General features: G+C 50.6%; 11 protein-coding genes and 1 riboswitch. Of the genes, 7 read left to right on the plus strand and 4 right to left on the minus strand.

Annotated elements, in window-relative coordinates:
* Positions 1-116 precede the first annotated feature (116 nt).
* Positions 117-1,409 (minus strand): lysine-sensitive aspartokinase 3, encoded by a 1,293-nt coding sequence (gene lysC / locus AC51G0_RS01710; RefSeq protein ID WP_496301835.1) that lies wholly within the window; start codon positions 1,407-1,409, stop codon positions 117-119.
* A gap of 193 nt (positions 1,410-1,602) precedes the next feature.
* Positions 1,603-1,783: riboswitch (Lysine riboswitch) on the minus strand.
* Positions 1,784-2,100: 317 nt separating this feature from the next.
* Between lysC and AC51G0_RS01715 the strand changes: the two genes are divergently transcribed.
* A complete protein-coding gene (locus tag AC51G0_RS01715; protein ID WP_496300416.1) occupies positions 2,101-3,219 on the plus strand; it encodes a pyridoxal-phosphate-dependent aminotransferase family protein in 1,119 nt (372 codons plus the stop codon).
* 47 nt (positions 3,220-3,266) lie between these two features.
* Here the strand turns inward: AC51G0_RS01715 and AC51G0_RS01720 are convergent, their stop codons facing one another.
* A complete protein-coding gene (locus AC51G0_RS01720) occupies positions 3,267-5,054 on the minus strand; it encodes a PglL family O-oligosaccharyltransferase (RefSeq protein WP_496300417.1) in 1,788 nt (595 codons plus the stop codon).
* A gap of 92 nt (positions 5,055-5,146) precedes the next feature.
* Complete coding sequence (gene uvrA, locus AC51G0_RS01725; RefSeq protein ID WP_496300418.1) at positions 5,147-7,981, minus strand: excinuclease ABC subunit UvrA; 2,835 nt, start codon at positions 7,979-7,981, stop codon at positions 5,147-5,149.
* A gap of 324 nt (positions 7,982-8,305) precedes the next feature.
* Between uvrA and AC51G0_RS01730 the strand changes: the two genes are divergently transcribed.
* Positions 8,306-8,869 (plus strand): single-stranded DNA-binding protein, encoded by a 564-nt coding sequence (locus AC51G0_RS01730; RefSeq protein ID WP_496300419.1) that lies wholly within the window; start codon positions 8,306-8,308, stop codon positions 8,867-8,869.
* A gap of 82 nt (positions 8,870-8,951) precedes the next feature.
* Here AC51G0_RS01730 and AC51G0_RS01735 read toward each other — a convergent pair whose 3' ends face one another.
* A complete protein-coding gene (locus AC51G0_RS01735) occupies positions 8,952-9,833 on the minus strand; it encodes a LysR family transcriptional regulator (RefSeq protein ID WP_496300420.1) in 882 nt (293 codons plus the stop codon).
* A gap of 261 nt (positions 9,834-10,094) precedes the next feature.
* On the opposite strand from AC51G0_RS01735, the gene csrD reads away from it, so the two are divergent.
* From csrD to mshL, 5 genes are all read left to right on the plus strand, one after another.
* Positions 10,095-12,062 carry an RNase E specificity factor CsrD gene (gene csrD / locus AC51G0_RS01740; RefSeq protein ID WP_496300421.1) on the plus strand — a complete coding sequence of 656 codons (1,968 nt, stop codon included), beginning with the start codon at positions 10,095-10,097 and terminating at the stop codon, positions 12,060-12,062.
* A gap of 130 nt (positions 12,063-12,192) precedes the next feature.
* On the plus strand, positions 12,193-13,707 hold the full coding sequence (locus AC51G0_RS01745; RefSeq protein ID WP_496300422.1) for a PilN domain-containing protein: 1,515 nt from the start codon (positions 12,193-12,195) through the stop codon (positions 13,705-13,707).
* Positions 13,704-14,339 (plus strand): MSHA biogenesis protein MshJ, encoded by a 636-nt coding sequence (locus AC51G0_RS01750; RefSeq protein ID WP_496300423.1) that lies wholly within the window; start codon positions 13,704-13,706, stop codon positions 14,337-14,339. The genes AC51G0_RS01745 and AC51G0_RS01750 overlap by 4 nt, the downstream gene beginning before the upstream one ends.
* The gene (locus AC51G0_RS01755; RefSeq protein ID WP_496300424.1) at positions 14,332-14,658 is read left to right on the plus strand and encodes an MSHA biogenesis protein MshK; all 327 of its coding nucleotides are present in this window, start codon (positions 14,332-14,334) and stop codon (positions 14,656-14,658) included. The genes AC51G0_RS01750 and AC51G0_RS01755 overlap by 8 nt, the downstream gene beginning before the upstream one ends.
* Before the next feature lie 17 nt (positions 14,659-14,675).
* Positions 14,676-16,325 carry a pilus (MSHA type) biogenesis protein MshL gene (gene mshL / locus AC51G0_RS01760; protein ID WP_496300425.1) on the plus strand — a complete coding sequence of 550 codons (1,650 nt, stop codon included), beginning with the start codon at positions 14,676-14,678 and terminating at the stop codon, positions 16,323-16,325.
* Position 16,326 lies beyond the last annotated feature (1 nt).

A 16,326-nucleotide genomic window follows, 5' to 3' on the forward strand; every position in this document is an offset into this window, starting at 1 on the left:
GTGATTTTAACCAGCAAGAATGATCAAGTACTTATGCTGATTGGTATTAGCCATTAAGATGAGAAGGGCGCCGCAAGGCGCCCTTTTACTGTTATTACAATCCAGGTTCGGTTGAGTTACTCAAGAATTTTGCGGTGCAGTGTTTTCACCACAGATTTTGCATCTTGCTCCTTAACGAGGAAACACAGGTTGTGCGGGCTGGCACCGTAGCAAATCATGCGTAGGTTATAGTCATCCAGCGCCCCAAAGATCTGTCTTGCTGAACCCTTGGTACTGCTCATCTGGTTACCAATAAGAGCAACGAGGCATAGGCCTTGTTCAACCTCAACACGGCATAGCTTGCTGAGCTCTTCGACGGCTTTTTCGGGTAGTGTAGGCGCGCCGCCTCCCGTATCGGTTTGATCCAGGGTGAGTGAGACACTGACTTCTGAGGTAGTGATCAGGTCCACTGAAATTTTATGCTCGGCAAGGATGCGAAACACTTCGGCTAAGAAACCATAGGCATGGAACATATTCAGGCTGGTTAGCGTGACCATAGTCTGGTTGCAGCGCAGGGCCAGTGCACGGAATAGTGGGGCCTTATTGACGCTTTCACGGATCCATGTTCCACCTTGCTCCGGTGCTTTTGATGAGCCGATAAACACCGGGATCTGCTGGCGAACAGCCGGAACCAATGTTGAAGGGTGTAGGATCTTTGCCCCGAAGTTTGCCATTTCAGAGGCTTCGCTGAAACTGATCTCTTTAATGGGCTTAGCCGCCGGGGTAATGCGGGGATCGGTGGTGTACATGCCGGGTACATCCGTCCAGATTTCCAGCGTTGCGGCATCTGTTGCTTCAGCCACCAGTGCGGCACTGTAGTCACTGCCGCCACGTCCCAGTGTAGTGGTCGTCCCTTCGCTATCCGAGCCAATGAAACCCTGCGAGACCACCACCTGCTTCTCCAATAGTGGCTGTAGTTGCGTGGCTGCCAGCTGGCGGATCACCTCTGGCTGAGGGATCGCTTTACCAAATTGGCTGTCGGTACGCATAATGTCACGAATATCGAAACGGACGGTATCGACGCCCATTTCGTTGAGGATCTGAGTAAACAGGTGGGTTGATAGTAGCTCACCATGAGAAACTAGCTGGTCGGTCAGTTGCGCGCTAGGCTGTATTGCCGCTTGTTCAGCCAGGGTTGAGACTGAGTCTAGCAAGCTACCTATCGCAGAGGTCACGGTTTCAGGCGATTTCAGCTCACTGATGACACCATGGTGTATTTCTTTCAGGCGAGTCAGAAGCTGTTGGCGAAGGGCTGCATCATTGACGCCGTTGGCCAGCTCGACAAGCAGGTTGGTAACACCAGAGCAGGCACTGATCAAAACGATACGGGCGGCTGGGTTGTGTTTGATGATGGCGGCACTACGGCTCATTGCAGTAAAATCTGCAACGCTGGTTCCACCAAACTTAGCGACAGTCAGGGCTGTGGCATTATTAACTACAGGGCTCAAAGTAAGTCTCCCAATAACAGTAAAATTATAACGAAGAATAGGGAATTTACTCGGGAGGATATTCCCGACATCCAATTGTCAGGAGAGCAGGTAGGCGAGACGTATTGATAGCGCTACAACCAGAAGCTCCCCACCTTTCAAAAGAGAAAGGTGACAGCCAGAAGGATTCAACCTTCATAGCCGATACTACTGGCCCCCTGTCCAGCAGTATCTCGGCGTTACTCCCCCTCTCTATGCTGCTTAGGGGTGGGGCCCCGCAACCATAGATACCTGGGTAACGCTCCTCTTCTATTTTTACCTGATGGTATTCCAATCATCAGGATGAACAAAAAACGATCTCTATTGAAGCGAATTTGTTACTTGCTTGTCAATGGGAACATGAGAATTTATGCAAAGAAATTGCAATAAATACGACGGGCTATTTATATGCTTGGTTACGTTGCTTGGTTACATTGCTTGCTTCGAAACGAAATTCCTTTAATACTGGTTAACTGCGTGAAGACCAAACGGTACGCTTTTGTGTTCCAGGCAAGCGTACCGCTGGGAGCAACATTCTCGCCCTACCACAGCACTTCAGGGAATCACCGAACTCTTACTAAAGGGAGATACAATAATGACAATCGGTAGCTTTTATCCTCCACAACGAACACTAATGGGCCCTGGGCCGTCAGATATTTACCCGCAGGTTCTACAGGCCTTAAGCCGTCCGACGATTGGCCACCTAGACCCGTTGTTTATAGGCATGATGGATGAGCTGAAGCAGTTGCTGCAGTATGCCTTCCAAACACAAAATACGTTCACGATTGCGGTATCGGCACCGGGCAGTGCCGGTATGGAAGCTTGTTTTGTTAACCTGGTAGAGCCGGGTGACAAAGTGATAGTCTGTCGCAATGGCGTGTTCGGCGATCGTATGCGTGAAAATGTCGAGCGTTGTGGCGGTGAAGCCGTGATGGTAGATAACGCATGGGGCGAGCCCGTTGATCCGCAATTGGTTGAACAGGCACTAGAGGCGAACCCAGATGCAAAAATTGTCGCTTTCGTGCACGCAGAAACCTCTACTGGGGCATTGAGTGATGCCGAGGCGATTGCCAAGCTTGCACGCCAGCATGACTGCCTGACTATTGTTGATGCTGTAACGTCATTGGGTGGTGTCCCTCTGCTGGTGGATGAGTGGCAGCTCGATGCCGTGTATTCAGGTAGCCAGAAGTGCCTGTCGTGTGTACCAGGCCTGTCGCCGTTGACATTCTCACAGCGTGCCGTAGATAAAATCCAAAGCCGTAAGAGCCAGGTGCAGAGCTGGTTCCTCGATCAAAGCTTGGTCTTGGGTTATTGGAGTGGTGAAGGTAAGCGGAGCTACCACCATACAGCCCCGGTCAATAGCTTGTATGCCTTGCACGAAGCGCTCGTTTTGCTAAAAAATGAAGGCTTGGAAAATGCATGGCAGCGCCATAAGGATGTTCACCTAGAGTTGCGTGAGGGGCTGGAGAAGCTGGGCATTGAGTTCGTGGTGGATGAAGCTCACCGCCTGCCACAGTTAAATGCCGTGCATATTCCTGATGGTGTTGATGATGCACTCGTGCGTAAAACATTGCTTGAACGCTATAACCTAGAGATCGGTGCCGGCCTTGGTTCGCTTGCCGGAAAGGCATGGCGGATTGGCCTGATGGGCTATGCGGCAAGAAGTGAAAATGTCGCCCTGTGCCTAAAGGCACTGGAAACGACATTAAAATAATGGTGAAAAAAAAACGGCTACCTCGGTAGCCGTTTTTGCAGGTGCCGTTAACTGGGTGAGCCTGAAGTCTCTGCACTATGGTTGGGGTCTTCGGCGATAGAGTCAGGTTTAATTAAAACCGGGATTGCCTCGCTGGAGGTAAAGTCGTTGCCAGGGAACAAATATTTGGCCTCCTGCCTGATTTGTTCAGCCTGGCTCTGGTTACCAAGGAACAGGTAGGCTGCAATCAAGTTTTGGTATAGGGCAGGACGCGGCCAGTTCACGGCTTTTTTAGTGGCCCATTGAATATACTCATTGACCAGATCCGGGTTGCTAGATGCCGCGCCAAGTTGGAGCTGCGTGACGTGCAAATCCCATTCAAAACGATTTTTCCAGGCCCAAGGGTTATTGACCTTCAGCAGGTAGTCGACATTGGTAGGTCGGGTCGTTTCATATTTTGTCAGCAAATAGCCGGAGTACAAGGTGGTTGCCATATAGCTAGCTGTGGCTATCGGTAGCAGCAGGACCAAAAAGCGGATAGTCAGTACATAGTTTGCTTTGAGCTTGTAGTATTTGGCTGTTAGGTTATCGACCCAGTAAATCAAAATAATGAAAATCGCCCAGTGCACCAGTGAATGGTAAAACGGGTATTCCAACTGGGTATGCAAGGTGATTGGGAAAAACAAGCCAACCAGTGCCAGCTGGGTGCCCTCCCGTGCTTTCTTTATTCTGGCAAATACAGCAACAGCGGCTAGCAACAGGGCAAGGAGCGGAACGATACCGCCTTCGGAAGCCCAGTAAAGCAGTTCATTGTGCGGATGGTCGAGCGCTGCAAGGCCATAATGTTGCTCTGGATCAGCTTGGTGCCATTGTGCTGTTTGGGTAATGAAAGAGGACTCAAATGTTCCGTAGCCATAGCCTGTTAACGGCTGTTTTAAGAACATGTTAAAGGCTTGCGGAATATGGATGGAACGTGCACTTTCCAGGCTGAGTTTATTATCTGACGGTGCCCAGCCGCTATTGCTGCTCAGGTTCCAAGACACACTCAGGCCAAGTACAACCATCAATAGCCACATCCGCCATTGCGCCTTGGCTGCAAAGCGGCGCAGGTACGGGATCATCAGCCCGGTACCTACCACGGCACCCAGCCAACCGGTGCGGGAGCTGAGAACAACCAACATAGGAATAGTGACAACAGGGGTCAGAAGCAGAACCAGTTGCAGCCATGACCATTTTCCTCGGTACATCGGGATCCGTGTCAGTAAATAAGCTGACAAGACCAAGCCGGTAGCCAAAAAGCTGGCCATGACATTGGGTTGCTGGAAGATACCGTAAGGACGGTTTTCTACGGTGTCATAACCAATGGCATTGCCGGGCTCTAAGACTAAAAACTGGCACCAACCGAATAGGGCCTGGATCCAAACCGCAGCCAGGATCATCCACAGCATACGCTGGCGTTGCTTTTGACTGAATGAGAACTGCTGGAGGCTGATAAAAAATAACAGTCCGGCCCACAGGCCTAATAGTCGGTTGATCACTTCGGAACCAACAGCATTGGGGTACAAGGCAGGAATAGTCAGCAGCGTACAGCATGCAAAGAGGATCAGTGTCAGGCGTGAATAGCGCCAGGTCTTCTGGCGGCAGATCTCCAACAAACCGAAGGCAATGGCAAAGCTGAACGGGATCCAGCTAGTGGTATTGAATGACAGCTCCAGCCCAGAGCCTCCCGGGTTATGCTGGAAGTAATGCATGGCAAGTATAAAAAGCACACCCAATGAGGCCAAAAAGGGCCTAACCATGGGCTTGCTGACTTGCTGCTCTGCCAGTCTGGTACCTTGTACATGTAACACTGTCATTGCTATTCCGTGCCTGTTTAGCGGATCGTCTGATAATAAACAGGCTGATTGATACCAGCCTGAATCTTATTTGTCACCTTATTTAGCCTTTCTTAACCTAAGGTAGGCAGTAGCGGCTTGAGGAAACGCGCCGTATGCGAGCCATCAACCATCGCGACTTGTTCTGGCGTACCTGTTGCGACAATCTCACCACCACCATTCCCCCCTTCCGGGCCGAGGTCAATGATCCAGTCTGCTGTTTTGATCACATCAAGGTTATGCTCAATAACAACGATAGTATTGCCATGGTCGCGCAAGCGGTGCAGCACCGACAGCAGTTGCTGAATATCATGGAAGTGCAGGCCCGTGGTCGGCTCGTCCAGAATATACAGGGTCTTTCCGGTATCGCGCTTAGAGAGCTCGCGGGCAAGCTTCACCCGTTGTGCTTCACCGCCAGAGAGTGTGGTCGCAGCCTGGCCCAGTCGGATATACGATAAGCCGACATCAATCAATGTCTGCAATTTTCTCGCAATTGCGGGAACCGGATCAAAATATTCCCTTGCATCTTCAACGGTTAACTCCAGAACTTCGTCAATGCTCTTGCCTTTGTAGCGGATCTCCAGGGTTTCACGGTTATAGCGCTTACCTTTGCATGAGTCACAAGGGACATAGACATCCGGTAGGAAGTGCATTTCGACCTTGATCACCCCATCACCTTGGCAGGCTTCACAGCGTCCGCCTTTCACATTGAAGCTGAAGCGGCCGGGTTTATAACCGCGGGCACGGGATTCCTGGGTGCCAGCGAATAGCTCGCGGATTGGGGTAAAGATCCCGGTATAGGTCGCAGGGTTTGAGCGCGGGGTACGGCCGATCGGGCTCTGATCGATATCGATCACTTTGTCGCAATGTTCCAGATCCTGGATCTCGCGGTACGGGGCAGCGTCACCGGAGGTTGCACCGTTAAGCTGGTGGTGGGCAATGCGGAAGAAGGTATCGTTGATCAGAGTCGACTTGCCTGAGCCGGACACGCCGGTAATACAGGTAAACAAACCAACTGGAATTTCAGCATCGACATTTTTCAGGTTGTTGCCTGTCGCGCCTAGCAACTTAACGGTTTTCTCTGGATTAAACTCAATACGTTGCTCTGGTACCGCAATCGACTTAGCGCCGCTGAGGTATTGGCCTGTCAATGATTCCGGTGCATCAAGGATATCATTCAGCAAACCTTCGGCAATCACCTTACCACCGTGGACTCCGGCTCCTGGGCCGATATCAATGACATGGTCAGCGGTGCGGATGGCATCTTCATCATGTTCAACCACGATCACGGTGTTACCGAGATCGCGCAGGTGGGTCAGGGTTTTGAGCAGGCGTTCGTTATCACGCTGGTGGAGGCCGATCGACGGTTCATCAAGTACATACATGACCCCAACCAGGCCGGCACCAATCTGACTGGCCAGACGAATACGCTGTGCCTCGCCACCTGACAGGGTTTCTGCGCTGCGCGACAGATTAAGGTAGTTCAGGCCGACATTAACCAGGAAGTTAAGGCGATCACCGATTTCTTTCAGAATTTTATCCGCGATTTGAGCACGTTGGCCAACCAGTGAAAGCTGGTTGAAGAACTCTACGGCTTCAATGATGCTCATTTCGCTGATCTGCGGTAGTGTCGTATCGGCGATGAAGACATTACGGGCTTCAAGGCGTAGGCGCGAGCCGTTGCAGCAGCTACATGGCTTGGTCGAGACAAATTTAATCAGCTCTTCGCGTACCGAATTAGATTCTGTTTCACGGTAGCGGCGCTCCATGTTATTGAGGATCCCCTCAAACGGATGACGGCGTACCGTGATATCACCACGGTCATTGATGTATTTGAATTCAATCTCTTTTTTTCCTGAACCACTTAAGACCAGGTTTTGGATTTTCTTCGGTAGTTCGTTAAATGGCGTTTCGACATCAAAGGCAAAGTGTTCAGCCATCGATTTGAGCATCTGGAAGTAATAGAAGTTTCGCTTGTCCCAGCCGCGGATAGCACCGCCAGAGAGGCTAAGCTCATCATTCTGTACCACGCGGTCAGGGTCAAAATATTGCTGGACACCCAGGCCATCACAGGTGCCGCAGGCACCGGCAGGGTTGTTGAACGAGAACAACCGGGGTTCCAGTTCCTGCATGCTGTATCCGCAGTGCGGACAGGCAAAGTTGGCCGAAAATACGATTTCGTCCATCTCGCCTTCAGTCATTGGGCTGATCACGACCGTGCCACCGGATAGCTCTAGTGCCGTTTCAAATGATTCTGCCAAACGCTGCTGGAGATCATCGCGTACCTTAAAGCGGTCAACAACAACTTCAATGGTGTGCTTTTTATGGAGCTCCAATGTCGGTGGATCGGAGAGATCACAAACCTCGCCATCGATACGCGCCCGGATATATCCTTGTGCTGCCAGGTTAGCCAGCGTTTTAACATGCTCCCCTTTACGCTCTTTGACGATAGGAGCCAGCAACATCATTTTGCTGCCTTCCGGCAGTTCAAGGACTTTATCGACCATCTGGCTGACTGTCTGGGCGGCTAGCTCAACATCGTGGGTCGGACAGCGTGGCTCGCCAACCCGGGCATAGAGCAGGCGCAGGTAGTCATACACTTCGGTAATGGTACCGACGGTAGATCGCGGGTTATGCGATGTGGATTTTTGCTCGATCGAAATAGCAGGTGACAGCCCTTCAATATGGTCAACATCCGGCTTTTCCATCAAAGATAGGAACTGGCGGGCATAGGCCGACAATGATTCAACATAACGGCGTTGACCTTCGGCATACAGGGTGTCGAAGGCAAGCGAGGACTTGCCTGAGCCAGACAGGCCGGTGATCACAATCAGCTTGTCGCGGGGAATAGAGAGGCTGATATTTTTAAGGTTATGGGTCCGGGCACCCCTGACTTCGATCTTATCCATAGTATGCGAGCTTTATGACTGACAAATTGGTCAGCATTATCGCATAGCCAGGAAAAGCTTGAAAGCATAAGCTGTATAAAGATACAGTATAATGTGTATTTGTTGAGCATCGCAGTGCCTTTTATGCTCAACAAATAACGACTACAAGGAGTTTCTGATTGTGGATCAGTCACTCATCGTGAATGAGCAAAAATTGCGTCAGATAACACAGTCTGGGCTCTATGCCTAAACCGTGTCAGCATGATAAACTGCGCGATTAAGTATAAACTTTGACTAAGCGGCTATTGGTGATCTGATAGTACGCAAACAGATTTGGAGTTAAGTATGGCCAGTCGTGGCGTAAATAAGGTTATCTTAGTCGGTAACTTAGGTAATGACCCAGAAATCCGTTATATGCCAAGTGGTGGTGCAGTAGCCAATCTTACCATTGCTACCTCTGAATCATGGCGTGATAAAGCAACGGGCGAGCAGCGTGAAAAAACTGAATGGCACCGTGTTGCGCTATTTGGCAAGCTGGCTGAAGTTGCGGGTGAATACCTGCGTAAAGGCTCACAGGTATACATCGAAGGTCAATTGCAGACCCGTAAATGGCAAGACCAGAACGGCCAAGATCGCTACACAACTGAAGTTGTGGTTCAAGGCTTTAACGGTGTCATGCAAATGCTTGGTGGCCGTCAGGGCGGTGGTCAGGGAATGGGTGCACCAATGGGTGGCCAACAACAGCAGCAAGGTAACTGGGGTCAACCTCAACAGCCTGCAGCCGCGCCACAGCAGAACTTTGCGCCTCAACAGCAGCAACAATCTGCACCACAGCAGCAGGCTCCTCAGCAGCCACAGCAGCAGTACAATGAGCCACCAATGGATTTCGACGATGACATTCCGTTTTAATTAACGAATGTTCATGAAATATCAGAGAAAAAAGCAGCGCTGGTCGCTGCTTTTTTATTGCCTATTTATCTTAGTATGAGTGCTATACCGGGTTGGCTTTTTCTTTGATGAAATCAATAAACAATTTGGTTTTGACATGGTTATAGTCAAGCTTCGGGTAGTAGGCATAAGCTGAACTGACGGGTTGTTTTAGCTCGGGCAGAACCGGAACCAACAGGCCTTTGCTGAGCTCTCTTTTGACCATTTTCTCACCGGTAAGGATAAGGCCCATACCGGCAACCGCTGCTGCCACCAGGGCTTCGGGGTTTTGGGTGGTAAAGTTGCCGCGCAGGCGCAAGCGCAGGTTATCTTCAAAAACATGCTCTTGTTCATGGCCGTGGGTGCCGAACAACAAGCAGTTGTGTTGAGTCAGCTGCTCAGGGGTTTCGATTTGTGGCTTGTCTTCCAGGTAACCGGGAGAGGCATAAAAACTTGGTTGGAAGTTAAATAGCCGAGTTGCAATATAGCTAGATGAGTTGAAATCAGTGAGCTCCCGGCTGATGAACACATCCAGATTAAGATCGGGAAGTTGGCCCGGTGTCACGGTGTGGAGTTCCACCTGGATATTGGGGTAGGTTTCAATGAATTCGGCCAAATAGTGGACCAGTAATCGGCTGCCGGTTGCCAGCGGCGCTCCGATCCGTAAAATGCCGCTCACCTCGCCATAGGTTGAGGTCGTTTCAGCTAACATCTGGTGCCAGTCTTCCAGCAGCCGTGCACTACGTTGGTAGAACAGTTTACCGGCGTCGGTCACTGTCAGGCTACGGGTTGTCCGTTTGAGTAACTGCACCCCTAATTGCTTTTCTAACCATGAGAGGCGCTTTGACAGGGCTGAACTTGAGGTGTTGAGCTTCGTTGCTGCCTGAGCCAGAGAGCCCTGATCGACAACCGTGACGAAGCTGGTGGTACACGTGATCCAATCCATATATTTCTATTACCCTCAGGCTGTTACTGAAACCAGTAAGGTGATAATAACAAACAGGGCGATGATCTGATCGATAGGCAACGAAAAGATTTGGGATCTGTTTGGCCTTAATTAACAAATTGTTAAATTGTCGACTTGAGTACTAACACAACAGCTTGGCTGAGTGATATTTTGCAAACTTGGCCATTGTGCTCTATTGCTTAGATTGGCTCGGCGACGAGTCAGTGTGGACTACATTCATTTAGCTAAAATTGGATCCTTATGAGAAAAGCCTCAGGGATGAGACTAACCAACCGCTTGGTTGCCTTTGTTACGCTCATCGTTATTTGTGCCATCTTTGTTATTTTCATCGGCGGAGCTGTCAGTTTTCGTAAGCTGGGGCAAGATTACCTGACCCATTATCTTGATGGCGTTGTTGAGGTGATTGACCTGGAGCTAGCGGATCCACAAGGGGCACAGTCTTTATCTCGATGGCTACCTAAGCTACTGAAAGCCAGTAATGTTGTTGAGCTGGAGGTGGGAAGCTCGGCGGGGGTTATTTATGCCTTCAAAGGGCTTCAACCCGTTAATGACCCGAACATTTTGCACCAGAGCCACTATACACTGAGCCATAACCCTGGTTTCTATATTAATTTAAAATCGATCCCGCCCTATACGGAGTTTACTTATTCAATCGGTGCGATGTCATCGATCAGTATTGCCATTGTGATCATTATTATGGGGCTGGTATGGGGCGTGAACTGGTTGCGCCAGCAGCTCTACGGCTCAGAGCTGCTTGAGCATCGCGGGCGGCTGATCCTCGCCGGAAAAGTCGATGACAATGCGGTGGGAGATGAACAAGAGTGGCCGGCCACGGCCAGCCTGGCGCTGGATCAGATGATTGCCGAGCTCAAAGATGCCCGCCAGGAGCGAAGCCGCTTTGATACCTTTATTCGTACCCATACCTTTCTTGACCAACTGACCGGGGCAGCTAACCGGGTGCTGTTTGACAGCCGTCTGCAGTCGATGGTGCAGGATCAGGAAACGCATGGTGCGGTGATCCTGATCCGAATTTCAGACTGGGACGAGCTACTGGCAAACAAAGGCAAAGATATTGCCGATGAGCTGATCCAAGATGTCGGCATGATCCTGTCTAACCAGATCCAGCGTTATCCTGACACGGTGCTTTCTCGCTATTTCGATGCCGAATTTGCCATCCTGCTATCCCAGCAATCGGCCAAAGAGGTCAAACAATTTACCAGCCAGCTACTAAAAGCGCTGGAAAGGCTGGTACCTGCGACGCCATTACAGCCTGATAACTGGTGCCATATTGGTGTGACATTCTGCTCCAGCGGTGAACGTCGTGGCCGGATCATGGATGAGGCAGATATGGCACTGCGCAGCGCCCAGCTTCAGGGTACCAACAGTTGGTATGCCTTCCAAAAGGAACAGCAGTACGAAGATGCTCGTGGCAGTGTACGCTGGCGTACCCTGTTGGATGCGGTGTTTAACAGTGGTGGTCCGATCCTTTACCAGCAACCAGTCTTAGCGCTGGATGATGAAACGATTATTCATCGCGAGTTGCTGGCACGTATCAAGGATGAAAATGGCGTGCTGATTAAAGCTTCTCGCTTTTTGGCTGCCGTTGAACAGGTCGGGTTTAGTGCCCGGATGGATAAACAGGTCATCACCCAGGCGCTTCAGCAGTTAAAAGGCCGTCCTGTGAATGGCTCGCTGTCGGTAAATATCAGTGTTGAGTCGCTACTGGAGAAAGAGTTTGTGCGTTGGTTGCGTGACGAACTGCTGCAAACACCACGTACGGTACTGAACCGCCTGTCATTTGAAATTGCAGAAGGTGGGCTGGTGAAACACCTCGATGCGATGCGCCCAGTAGTACGGATGATTATTGGCCTGGGCTGTAAACTGGGTGTCGACCAGGCTGGCCGAACTATTGTTAGTACTCACTATATCAAGGATATTAAGGCCGACTACATCAAGCTGCACCGCGGCCTGGTCCGTGAAATCAACCAACGCCAAGAAAATCAGCTGTTTGTTAGAAGTATGCTGGGAGCCTGTGCTGATACCGATGCCCAGGTCATTGCGGTTGGGGTAGAAAATGAAAAGGAATGGCGGGTGTTAAAGCAGCTGGGGGTCCAAGGGGGACAGGGACGATATTTTGCTCCTGAGATTTCCTTGCTGAATGATTCAGAAGAAAAAAATAAAATAGGCAAATCTTTCTTTAGAAAATAACGTCGATAAGCAAAAAAACACTGTGTTCTTCATAAAACCCCGTTATAATGGTCAAATTATTGACGGCAGCTAGTTGTTAGCGTTTTCCAGTTGCAAAACCTGTATGTTTTGTGAGCGGCGCTGGGGTTTTATGAAGTCTAAGTTTTTGTTTGTTAATCGCTTTAAGAAGAAAAGCTGCAACAAGTCCGCCAGTCTGGCAATTTTTACTGATTCCATCACACTTGTTTATAGATCCGACTCGGGATGGGTGGCGGATGACGTTGCCATTTCGACCGTTGGTGAATGGGCCGGGGGAATAAAATCCCTGCTCGATAAGCACCAGCTGGGCGGTTGTACACTACGCCTGGTGCTTGGTCATGGCTTATACCAGAGCATGCTTATCGAGAAGCCTTCGCTGCCTCGTGAAGAATATCCGACAGCACTGCCATTTCTGGTCAAAGAATTGGTTAATGAGTCGCCGCTTGAATTAGTTGCGGATGGCTTTCCTGCACCTTTAAAAGACCGTTTGCAGGTTATTGTTACTAACCGAAAGCAGGTTGAGCAACTGATCCGGATCTGTGCTGATGCCGGATGCGAGCTGCTGTCTATTTCTGCCGAGGAAGTGGTATGGGGGCAGCTAACGGCTTCCTCTCTTAGCCAGCTTGTTTTGCACCGGCGCCGCAATGCCAGCCTGCAGCTAACAGCATTCAAGCAGCAGAAAATGTGTTTTCAGCGCCAGTTACGTGGCTTTCCGACGCCTTTGCTTGATGAGCAAACACCAGGAGAGATCGGTAATAGCCTGCAGCTTGATAGTTTGGCTCTTGAGCTGCAACGCTCGCTGGACTTCCTCAGCGCCCAGCTGCGGGATACGCCTATCACCCAGCTACTGATTTCCTGTGATGATGACGATGACAGCAGCTTGGCGGCTGAACTGAGCCAGCGCCTTAATGTTTCCGTTGCTGCTGTGACACCAGAAGATCCGGCGCTAGCTAATAATGGCGCTCGTATCGCCCAGGCCGCTCTGGCTGAACCTGAGAGTGCCGGCATTAATCTTTATAGTGATGCCTTAAAGCCGAAAACCCAATTACTGACGTTGCAGAATGTCGTGCTTAGCTGGGTACTGGCGGTGGTTGTAATGGGCTCGATGGCAGGCTGGTACAGCTGGCAGAACTATCAGAAGCAGCAGCAGCTGGCGGCTGAGAAAAGCCGCCTTGAGAGCAAAAAAACAGAACTTGAACGGGCCAAGGCATCCTTGGCTAAGCATATGCCAAGCTCATTGAAGCTAGAGTTGGCAGGCGACCTAGAGCAGCACCTAGCGGCCAAACAGGCCACATTGAAAGCGATTGAGATGCATGACGATAGCCTGAAGGTGGGCTATGCCGGTATGTTGCAGCAATTGTCGGATGCGGCAAGCGGGGATATTTCCCTCAGCCGTATTCGGGTAACGGGCAAGCAATTGGACTTAGAAGGGCTGGCCCGTAGTCCAGAGTCGGTGCCTAGCTGGATACAGGCATTTAAAAATTACCCTGATCTGTCTGACCGCCGCTTTCAGTTAATGTCCCTGGGGCGCAATAAACAAAATATTGTAACGTTTAAGTTGCTGGCTGAACGTAACTCCGCCATACCGGTGAGCTCTGCACTTTCCGCGAAAGAGGATAAATCATGAATGGTTGGCAGAAGCTCAGCGATCAGTTTGATTTGCTGACCCGTCGCGAGAAATGGCTGATCCTGATCTCAGGTTGGATTGCCCTATTGTTTGTTGGCTTTATGGTATTTATCGAACCGCAAATGAAAGCGCTGACATCGGCCAAGCGACAAGTCGTGTCTGTGGTCAATGAGATCACCAGCAGCAGCAATCAGATCACCCTGATAGATCGCAAACTAAAGGCTGATCCGAACCAAGATGTTGAGCGCAAGATTGGCGGGCTTGAACAGGAAAATTCAGCACTCGACCAAGAGCTACAGGGGCGGGTGGCTAGTCTGGTGACACCTATGCAGATGTCGGGGCTGATGGAGCAAGTGCTGCAGCGCTCAGAACGGCTGAAGCTGGTTTCGCTTGAATCACAGTCTCCGGTACAGCTGATAAACGGTGAAGATGAAGGGTATTACATTCATCCGGTTCGCCTAACATTGCGTGGGCGCTATTTTGATGTCGTCAGTTATTTGAGCCAGCTTGAAGCATTACCAGTGAAATACTACTGGCGCAGCCTGAGCTACCAGGTTGATAAATACCCTTGGGCCGATATTCAGTTGGATGTTTATACATTAGGTGAGAGTAAGGATTTTATTGGTGGTTAAGTCAGGTTTTATTGCGGTTGCCATGCTGGGCGTACTGGCCAGCGTTGCCCAGGCCAGCCAGGATCCGACGGCGCCATTAGGTTGGCAGGCACCGACTAAAAAGCACACGACGACGAGAGTCCGCCTTCCTCAACTACAGGGCATTGTTTGTGATGAGCTCAGTGCCTGTACGGTAATTTTGAATAATGTGCCCGTTGAGCGCGGGGGACGAGTCAGCGGCTATACCCTAACCGACATTCAGGATGATCATGTCACAGTTACACGCGGCGGTAAGAAATGGCGTTTGGAGCTATTTGCCGACATTGTGAAAACAAATTAATGAATGAAGTGGTTAACATGCGTGGATTAATTGTCGCGGTCATCATGGTGTCTTTGGTTGGTTGTTCAACCAATATGGGGCACCGGGATCCTGTTGAAGTCAAAGGGGCGCTGAATGAGGCGGCCAACGAAGCCAATAGCCGGCCACTGGCTGATTTGCCGTCGGCTGTAAGCTCTGATCTGATGCCAGTGTTGGATGGCAGTGATTATGTATCCAATACCGCGCTGGAAAAGCGTTTTCGGGTTAATGCCCGGAATGTGGATGCCCGTACTTTCTTCGGTAGCCTGGTGAAAGGTACGCCTTTCAATATGGTTATCCACCCTGAGGTCAAAGGGCGCATTTCCCTGACCCTGCGTGACGTGACCTTGGATGAGGTATTGGAGGTCGTATCCGATATTTACGGCTACAACACCACCCGCAAGGGCAATATTATCCAGATATTCCCGGCGACACTACGCACTGAAGTGATCCCGGTTGATTACCTGCAGCTAAAACGCCGTGGTGTGTCGCTGACTTCGCTAACAACCGGCTCGATCACGAGCAGCGACTCGGGCTCGTCTAGCAGTAGTAGTGATAGCAGCAATAATGACAGTAGCTCGGGCAATAGCAAAAACAGTTCAAGCACTGCCACGGGTGGTACTACGATTGAAACAACCACTGAAAGTGATTTCTGGCAGCAGCTGGAAAAAGCCGTCCAGGCGATGATTGGTAACGGGCAGGGACGTAGCATTGTCGTTTCGCCACAGGCCAGCCTGATTTCAGTACGTGCTTTCCCCAATGAGCTGCGTGAAGTGAAAGAATTCCTTGGCGTTTCGCAGCAGCGCCTGAAACGCCAGGTGGTGCTTGAAGCGAAAATCATGGAAGTGACCCTGAGCGATGGTTACCAGCAGGGGATCAACTGGAAAAATATCACCAAGAGTATTGGCGGCACCGATATTGTATTTGGCCGAACTAGCGTCAGTGAGACATTGCCGGGCAGCGATCCGATTGCGGCCCTGCTTGGCGGCCAAACCAATGTCACTATCTCCGACGGTAACTTTGAGGCCGTACTGAGCTTTTTAGATACCCAGGGTGACTTGAACGTACTGTCCAGCCCTCGTGTCACCGCGGCTAACAACCAGAAAGCCGTGATTAAAGTCGGTGGGGATCAGTATTTTGTCACTGACATCTCCGGTGGTGAAGTGAACAGCGATGGCGGTACGGCATCGCCAGATATTGAACTGACGCCATTTTTCTCCGGTATTTCACTTGATGTGACACCGCAAATTGATGATGAAGGTGGTGTGCTGCTGCATGTCCATCCGGCCGTTGTTGATGTGGTGACAGAGGTTAAAGCCATTGAGCTGGGCGAAACCTTCGGTACCTACAAGCTGCCATTGGCAAAAAGCTCGGTACGTGAATCGGACTCGGTGATCCATGCCCGTACGGGTGATGTGGTGGTGATTGGCGGCCTGATGAAATCGGCGACCAGTGATCAGGTATCGAAAGTGCCATTGTTGGGTGATATCCCAATGCTGGGCCACTTGTTCCGTAACGTTAACCAGATCCAGACCAAAACCGAGCTGGTGATCTTACTAAAACCAACCGTAGTCAGCGAACAGACCTGGCAGAAGGAAATTGAGCGTTCCCGGGCCTTGGTGACCGAATGGTTCCCTGAAGAGGGATAAG

This window comes from Photobacterium sp. HL06 (genome assembly GCF_059552575.1).

Bases quoted from the DNA above. Each gene is read 5' to 3' on its own strand.
- AC51G0_RS01720 (WP_496300417.1), bottom strand. From the start codon at position 5,054: ATGACAGTGTTACATGTACAAGGTACCAGACTGGCAGAGCAGCAAGTC.
- AC51G0_RS01735 (WP_496300420.1), bottom strand. From the start codon at position 9,833: ATGGATTGGATCACGTGTACCACCAGCTTCGTCACGGTTGTCGATCAG.
- mshL (WP_496300425.1), top strand. From the start codon at position 14,676: ATGCGTGGATTAATTGTCGCGGTCATCATGGTGTCTTTGGTTGGTTGT.
- csrD (WP_496300421.1), top strand. From the start codon at position 10,095: ATGAGAAAAGCCTCAGGGATGAGACTAACCAACCGCTTGGTTGCCTTT.
- AC51G0_RS01750 (WP_496300423.1), top strand. From the start codon at position 13,704: ATGAATGGTTGGCAGAAGCTCAGCGATCAGTTTGATTTGCTGACCCGT.
- AC51G0_RS01745 (WP_496300422.1), top strand. From the start codon at position 12,193: ATGAAGTCTAAGTTTTTGTTTGTTAATCGCTTTAAGAAGAAAAGCTGC.
- lysC (WP_496301835.1), bottom strand. From the start codon at position 1,409: ATGAGCCGTAGTGCCGCCATCATCAAACACAACCCAGCCGCCCGTATC.
- AC51G0_RS01715 (WP_496300416.1), top strand. From the start codon at position 2,101: ATGACAATCGGTAGCTTTTATCCTCCACAACGAACACTAATGGGCCCT.
- uvrA (WP_496300418.1), bottom strand. From the start codon at position 7,981: ATGGATAAGATCGAAGTCAGGGGTGCCCGGACCCATAACCTTAAAAAT.
- AC51G0_RS01730 (WP_496300419.1), top strand. From the start codon at position 8,306: ATGGCCAGTCGTGGCGTAAATAAGGTTATCTTAGTCGGTAACTTAGGT.